Source organism: Microbacterium sp. Bi128, from assembly GCF_918698205.1.
This window is the reverse complement of the sequence record NZ_CAKKMM010000225.1, coordinates 1-6,532: the sequence shown is the minus strand read 5'-3', so window position 1 is coordinate 6,532 and position 6,532 is coordinate 1. Positions and strand designations below refer to the sequence as shown.

Annotated in this window: 7 protein-coding genes; 3 read left to right on the top strand and 4 right to left on the bottom strand. The window is 71.2% G+C overall.

The features are described from left to right. On the bottom strand, window positions 1–601 hold a 601-nt coding region (locus LQV45_RS15355), incomplete at its 3' end, for a TetR/AcrR family transcriptional regulator (protein WP_230007781.1). Window positions 602–686: 85 nt separating this feature from the next. Here LQV45_RS15355 and LQV45_RS15350 point away from each other — a divergent pair. After that, the gene (locus LQV45_RS15350) at window positions 687–1,544 is read left to right on the top strand and encodes an NAD(P)H-binding protein (RefSeq protein ID WP_230007780.1); all 858 of its coding nucleotides are present in this window, start codon (window positions 687–689) and stop codon (window positions 1,542–1,544) included. Between the two features lie 12 nt (window positions 1,545–1,556). Here the strand turns inward: LQV45_RS15350 and LQV45_RS15345 are convergent, their stop codons facing one another. Continuing rightward, window positions 1,557–2,030, bottom strand: coding sequence for an Lrp/AsnC family transcriptional regulator (locus tag LQV45_RS15345; RefSeq protein WP_230007779.1), 474 nt, complete (start codon window positions 2,028–2,030; stop codon window positions 1,557–1,559). Between the two features lie 152 nt (window positions 2,031–2,182). On the opposite strand from LQV45_RS15345, the gene ald reads away from it, so the two are divergent. Further along, a complete protein-coding gene (gene ald / locus LQV45_RS15340) occupies window positions 2,183–3,268 on the top strand; it encodes an alanine dehydrogenase (RefSeq protein WP_230007778.1) in 1,086 nt (361 codons plus the stop codon). 127 nt (window positions 3,269–3,395) lie between these two features. Here the strand turns inward: ald and LQV45_RS15335 are convergent, their stop codons facing one another. Together LQV45_RS15335 and LQV45_RS15330 are read right to left on the bottom strand one after the other, a co-directional pair. Continuing rightward, window positions 3,396–4,076 (bottom strand): response regulator, encoded by a 681-nt coding sequence (locus LQV45_RS15335; protein ID WP_230007777.1) that lies wholly within the window; start codon window positions 4,074–4,076, stop codon window positions 3,396–3,398. Then, window positions 4,073–5,677 carry an ATP-binding protein gene (locus LQV45_RS15330; protein ID WP_230007776.1) on the bottom strand — a complete coding sequence of 535 codons (1,605 nt, stop codon included), beginning with the start codon at window positions 5,675–5,677 and terminating at the stop codon, window positions 4,073–4,075. The genes LQV45_RS15335 and LQV45_RS15330 overlap by 4 nt, the downstream gene beginning before the upstream one ends. A gap of 133 nt (window positions 5,678–5,810) precedes the next feature. On the opposite strand from LQV45_RS15330, the gene LQV45_RS15325 reads away from it, so the two are divergent. Continuing rightward, a partial coding sequence (locus LQV45_RS15325) for a cation:dicarboxylate symporter family transporter (RefSeq protein WP_230007775.1) occupies window positions 5,811–6,532 on the top strand: 722 nt, incomplete at its 3' end.

The window sequence follows — 6,532 nt, the reverse complement described above, 5'->3', positions numbered from 1 at the left end:
GCGCGGGGTCGGGGGAGGGCTCCTCCGCCTCGACGAGGATGCGGTCGAGCACGGCGCCGAAGAGCGTCTCGGCCAGCTCGGGATCGCGCTCGTCGACCGGCTCCTCGAGGAGTGACAGGATGACCCCTGTGCCGGCGGCGTGGATCAGTGCCACGGCCCGAGCCTCGGGGACACGGAGACGCCCCGCCGCGGCCACGCGGCGCACGCGTTCGGCCAGCGCGCGCGTGCCGGTCGCGAGCGCGGGCGAGTCGCGGCCGCGCCGAGGATCACTGAGGATGACGTAGAGGTCGGGGTTCTCCAGTCCGAACCGCACGGTCTCGGCCCAGCCGTGCCGAAGCTCGTCGACGGGGTCTGCCGGCGCTGACGCGGGAGAGAGCGCGGAGACCTTCGCAGCACTGAACCGAGCCATTGCCTGCTCGGCGACCGCGTCGAGCAGACCGTCCTTGTCGCCGAACAGGCGGTAGATCGTCGGAGCCTGCACGCCGGCGCGCTCCGCGACGGCGCGGGTCGTCACGCCGGCCGATCCCTCGTCCCTCAGGAGATCGGCGGCGGCACCGATGATCCGTTCTCTCACATCGTCGCGGGGGGTCGAGGAAGCCATGTGAGGACGATAACAGCGACTTGTTATCGACGGTAATCAGTGCTACCTTCTCGGTGTTTCCACTGATAACATGAGAGGAATGACAATGATCACGATCACTGGCGCCACGGGTGCGTTGAACGGCCGCACGGTCGACCACCTGCTGCAGAACGTCGACCCATCGGAGCTCACCGTGGTCGTTCGCGATCCTGCGCGCGCCGAGCGGTTCGCCACCCGCGGGGTCGCCGTCCGACGCGGTGACTACGCGGATCCCGAGGGTCTGCCCTCCGCGTTCGAGGGTGCCGACCGATTGCTCCTCGTGTCGTCGAACGACCAGAGTGCCGATGCGGTCGCCCTGCACGCCGCGGCCGTTCGTGCGGCGGCATCCGCGGGCGTCGGTCACGTGCTCTACACGAGCCACCAGGGCGCCCACGAGGCGTCGCCGTTCGCCCCCGCGCGCGATCACGCCGCGACCGAGGCCCTGCTCGCCGACTCCGGCCTGCCCTGGACGGCCCTGCGCAACGGCTTCTACGCGCACACGCTCGCGTGGATGCTCGGCCCGTGGCGCGAGACCGGTGTGGTGTCGGTGCCCGCGGACGGACCGGTGTCGTGGACCTCGCGCGAAGACGCCGCGGAGGCGGCGGCGCTGCTCCTCGTGCGCGACGACCTGCCCACGGGGCCGGTGGTGCTGACGGCGACCGACGCGCCGCGCTTCGCCGATCTCGCGCGCTGGGTGGGCGAGGCCGCGCACCGCGAGGTGGGCGTCGAGGCGGTCGACGAGGACGAGTGGGTGCAGAGGGCGATCGCGGCCGGGCAGCCGGCCGGGGCCGCTCGATTCACCCTGGGGATCTTCCGTGCGGCGGCGGGCGGCTTCTTCGCCGGCACCGATCCGGCGTTGCGCGACCTTCTCGGGCGCGAGCCGGTCACGGCGAAGGGCATCGTGCAGTCGTTCGCGCGGGACTGACCACCTCCCGGCTCAGTCGAAGTCGGCTGCCAGGGCGTTGCGGTGGTACTCGAAGATGATGCTCGTGCGCGTGGATGCCACGCTGTGCCGGGCCGAGAGCTGGTCGACGACGAAGCGGCGCACGGCGGAGGAGTCGTCCACGGCGATGTGCACGAGGAAATCGTCGGCCCCGCCGAGGAAGAAGAGTTGGATGACGTCGGGGTGCTTCCGCACGTCCTGGGCGAACGCGCGGATGCTCTCGTGCCGCTGGCCGGGCCGCAGGGTGACCCCGACGATCGCCTGGAGGCCGCGCCCGAGCCGGCTCTGGTCGACCGCGGCGTGGAAGCCGGTGATGAGGCCCCGGTCGACGAGGCTCCGCACCCGGGTGTGAGCGGTGGATGCCGCGACGCCGAGCGCGTCGGCGAGGGCGGCATTGGTCATGCGCGCATCGGTGGAGAGCAGCTCGATGATCCGCGCGTCGAGCGGATGGAGATCGTCGTCGGCCATCGCAGATCCTTCGGTTCGTTCCGCTGCAGAATCGTTCGGATGCCGACGATACCGAGGTGAATGGCATCCATCACGAAGATTCTGCGGATTTACGTCACGGAAACACCATTTCCTGCGATTCTTCCTGCCACCACCACCTCGAGGAGAGACCGATGCGCGTCGCCGTGCCCACCGAGATCAAGAACAACGAGAACCGCGTTGCGATGACGCCCGCGGGCGTCGATGCTCTCGTGCATCGCGGGCACCAGGTGCTCGTCCAGGCGGGCGCCGGCGAGGGCAGCGGGTTCTCGGACGAGCAGTACCGCGCCGCCGGCGCCGAGATCGTCGCCACCGCCGACGAGACGTGGGCGCGCGCCGAGCTGCTGGTCAAGGTCAAGGAGCCGATCGCCCCCGAGTACGGCTTCCTCCGCGCCGACCTCACGCTCTTCACCTACCTGCACCTGGCCGCCGACCGGCCGCTCACCGACGCCCTCATGGCGGCCGGGACGACGGCGGTCGCGTACGAGACGGTGCAGACGGCCGATCGGGCGCTTCCCCTCCTCGCGCCGATGAGCGAAGTCGCCGGTCGCCTGTCGATCATCGAGGGCGCCCACCATCTGCTCCGCGCCTCGGGCGGACGGGGACTCCTCCCCGGTGGCGTCCCCGGCACCCCCAAGGCGAAGGTCGTGGTCATCGGCGGTGGTGTCGCCGGCGAGCACGCCGCCGCCAACGCACTCGGACTCGGGGCGGACGTCACCGTCATCGACATCTCGCTGCCCAAGCTCCGTCAGCTCGAAGAGCGTTTCGGCGGCGCGATCCAGACGCGCGCGTCGACCCGACTCGAGATCGCCGAACAGCTCGCCGACGCCGATCTCGTCATCGGGTCGGTGCTGATCCCGGGGGCGGCGGCACCCCAGCTCGTCACCGACGACATGGTCGCGGCGATGAAGCCGGGCTCGGTGCTCGTGGACATCGCGATCGACCAGGGCGGCTGCTTCGAGGGCTCGCGCGCCACGACGCACGACGCCCCGACGTTCCGCGTCCACGACTCCGTCTACTACTGCGTCGCGAACATGCCCGGGGCGGTGCCCCACACCTCCACGCGCGCCCTCTCCAACGCGACGCTGCCGTACATCACCCGCATCGCGGACGCGGGCTGGGAGGCCGCGGCATCCATCGATCCGGCTCTCGCGCGCGGCCTGAACGTCCGCGCGGGCGTCGTCGTGAACGAGGGTGTCCGCGCCGCGTTCGGCCTCTGACGCGGGGTCGCGCGGGGGCGGGGCACCGCCAGTTCACGTGATCTGGCCGAAGTGACGCGGCGTTGCACGCCATCGCATGTACGGTCGGCGAGATCACGTGATCTGGGCGCGGGGCGGGGGCGAGGCGTCAGCCGCGGACCCAGGCGTACGTGATCTCGGGGCGGCCGGGGCCGCCGTAGCGGGGTTCGCGGCGCACGCGGCCCACGTCGGCCAAGTGCTCGAGGTAGCGGCGCGCGGTCACACGCGACATGCCCTCGCGCTCGCCCACCTCGGTCGAGGACACCGCCGCCGCGGCGGTGCGGACCCGCTCGGCGACGGCCTGCAGCGTCTCGTCGCTCAGGCCTTTCGGAAGCGTCGGCGCGACGGTGCGGAGCGTCCCCAGCAGGGCGTCGACCTCGGACTGGGTCGCTTCGCCGGCGGCGCGATCGAGCCCCTCGACGTAGGCGCGGTAGGCCTCGAGGCGCTCGCGGAAGGCGGCGAACGTGAACGGCTTGATGAGGTACTGCACGACGCCGCTCGACACCGCGGCGCGGACGGTCGCGGCATCCCGGACCGCCGTCACCGCGATGATGTCGACGCCCGCGCCCATCGCGCGCACGCGCCGGGCGACGTCGAGTCCGCCGCCGTCCGGCATCGTCATGTCCAGCAGCACGAGGTCGATCGGACGGTCGGGGTCGGCGATCGCGGTCAGGGCCGCGCGAGCGCCCGCGGCCTGACCTGCCACCACGAATCCCGGCAGCCGTTCGACGTAGGCGGTGTGCAGTTCGAGGGCGAGGGCATCGTCGTCGACGATGAGCACACGGATCACGCGGGCACCGCCTCGACGGGAGCGGGCAGCAGGACCCGCACGGTCGTGGGGTCGGCGGTGACGCGGAGGGTGCCCCCGTGGGCCGCGACGATGTCGCGCACGAGGGCGAGTCCCACCCCGCGACCGCCCGGGGTCGCGGCATCCTTGGTCGACGCACCGAAGGCGAACGGGTCCGCCAGACTCGGGTCGAAGCCCGTCCCGCTGTCGCTCACCTCGATCGCGACGTCGGCACCCCTTCGCGTCAGGGAAGCGCGCACCCACCGCGGATCCGCGCCGGCGGCCGCGGCATCCATCGCATTGTCCACGAGGTTGCCGACCATCGTCACCGCCTCGGCCGGGGCGAGCGGCAGCGCGGGCGTGGGCTCCTCGACGTCGAGGTCGAGGGTCACGCCGTGCTCGGCGGCCTCGTCGAGCTTGCCCAGCAGCAGGGCCACCACGACGGCGCCGTCATTGCCCGAGACCAGGCGGTCGGCGAGCGCCTGCCGATCCTGGGTGGAGGCCGCGATGAGCCGGCGCGCGTCGTCGATGCGGCCGAGCTCGAGCAACGCCAGCAGCGCGTGCAGACGGTTGCCGTGCTCGTGCGTCTGCGACCTCAGGGTGTCGCTCAGGGTGCGCACCCCCTCGAGCTCGCCGAGCAACGCCTGCAGCTCGGAACGGTCGCGCAGGGTCATCACACGCCCCCGCTCGGGAGCGCGGCGGCCGGTCAGGTCGCGCGCCTCCTCTTGGTTGATCAGCAGCACGCGATCGCCCGTGACGACCGTCTCCTCGACCATGCGGCGGCCACTCACGAGTGCCTCGGCCAGGGCGGCATCCATGTCGATCTCCCGCGGGTCCAGGCTCACCTGCCCCGTCGTCGCGGGGGGAAGGCCCAACAGGTCGGCCGCCTCGTCGTTGTACAGCACGATCCGGCCCTCGTGGTCGGTGACGACGAGCCCCTCGCGCAGCGAGTGCAGGACGGTCTCGTAGCTCTCGACGAGCCGCGCGAGTTCGCGGGGCGTGTACGAGCCGGTGACGCGGCGGGCGCTGCGGCGGACGTAGAGCGCGCCGAGGATGCCGATCCCCACGATCCCGGCCGCGGCGGTGACGATGAGCGGCACGCGTGCGGCGAGATCGGCCTGCACCGCGCCGAGGGTGACACCGACCGAGACGAGGCCGACGATCTCGCCCTCGTCGGCGCCGTCCGCGCGGATCGGCGCGATCGTGCGGACCGAGGGTCCCAGGGTGCCGCCGTACACCTCGGTGTGCGTGCTTCCCGCGAGCGCCTCCTCGCGCGAGCCCAGGTACGGTTCGCCGATCTCGGAGCGATTGCGGTGGGTCAACCGGATGCCGTCGGGCGTCATGATCGTCACGAACGACAGGTCGGCGTCCGACAGGATCGCCTCGACCATCGGCTGCAGCGTGTCGGAGTCCCGCTCGCGCACGAGCGCGGCCACCTCCGGTTCGTGCGCGAGGGTCTCGGCCACCGAGCGCGTCACTTGCTCGGCCTCCCGCTGACCGGAGTCCGACAGCTGGACCGACATGAGCGCCGCCAGGACGCCCGCGACCAGCACGACGACGCCCAGCGACACCATCGCCAGCCGTCCGCCCACGCTCAATCGCACGCCGTGCCCTTTCCGGTCTGCCGTGAACAATACGACCACAACTCGGCCCGGGGTCGGTGCTCCCGCAGAGTCGTCACGTCGCCGGCGACCCCGCCGGACTCAACGAAGACGTTAGGAAAAGGGGAAGTCGCCGATGTCTCTCTCACTCCGCACCACGCGCGACGGTCGTCCGCGTAAGAAGATCGACCGCAACCACTGGCTCTACATCGCCGTCATCCTCGCCGTCGTCGCGGGCATCGTCGTGGGACTCACCGCCCCGCAGTTCGCGACGGGCCTCGAGCCCCTCGGCAAGGGCTTCGTCAGCCTCATCAAGATGATGATCGCGCCGGTGATCTTCTGCACGATCGTCGTCGGCATCGGCTCCATCGCGAAGGCCTCGACCGTCGGCAAGATCGGCGGACTGGCGATGCTCTACTTCCTCGTCATGTCGTCGTTCGCGCTGGTCATCGGCCTCGTCGTCGGCAACATCATCCACCCCGGCGAGGGGCTGAACATCGCCGGTGCCACGTACGAGGCAGCCCCCGAGGCCACCACGACGCAGGAGTTCATCCTGGGCATCATTCCGACGACGTTCTTCTCGGCGTTCACCGGCGGCAGCATCCTGCAGGCGCTGTTCATCGCCCTGCTCGTCGGCTTCGCGCTGCAGGGCATGGGCGAGCGCGGGGCGCGCATGGTCGAGGGCATCCGTAACTTCCAGGCGCTGGTCTTCCGCATCCTGGGCATGATCCTGTGGCTGGCCCCGATCGGTGCGTTCGGTGCGATCGCCGCGGTCGTCGGCAAGACCGGGTTCCAGGCCGTGATCAGCCTCGGCATCCTGATGGGGGCGTTCTACCTGACGTGCTTCCTGTTCATCAC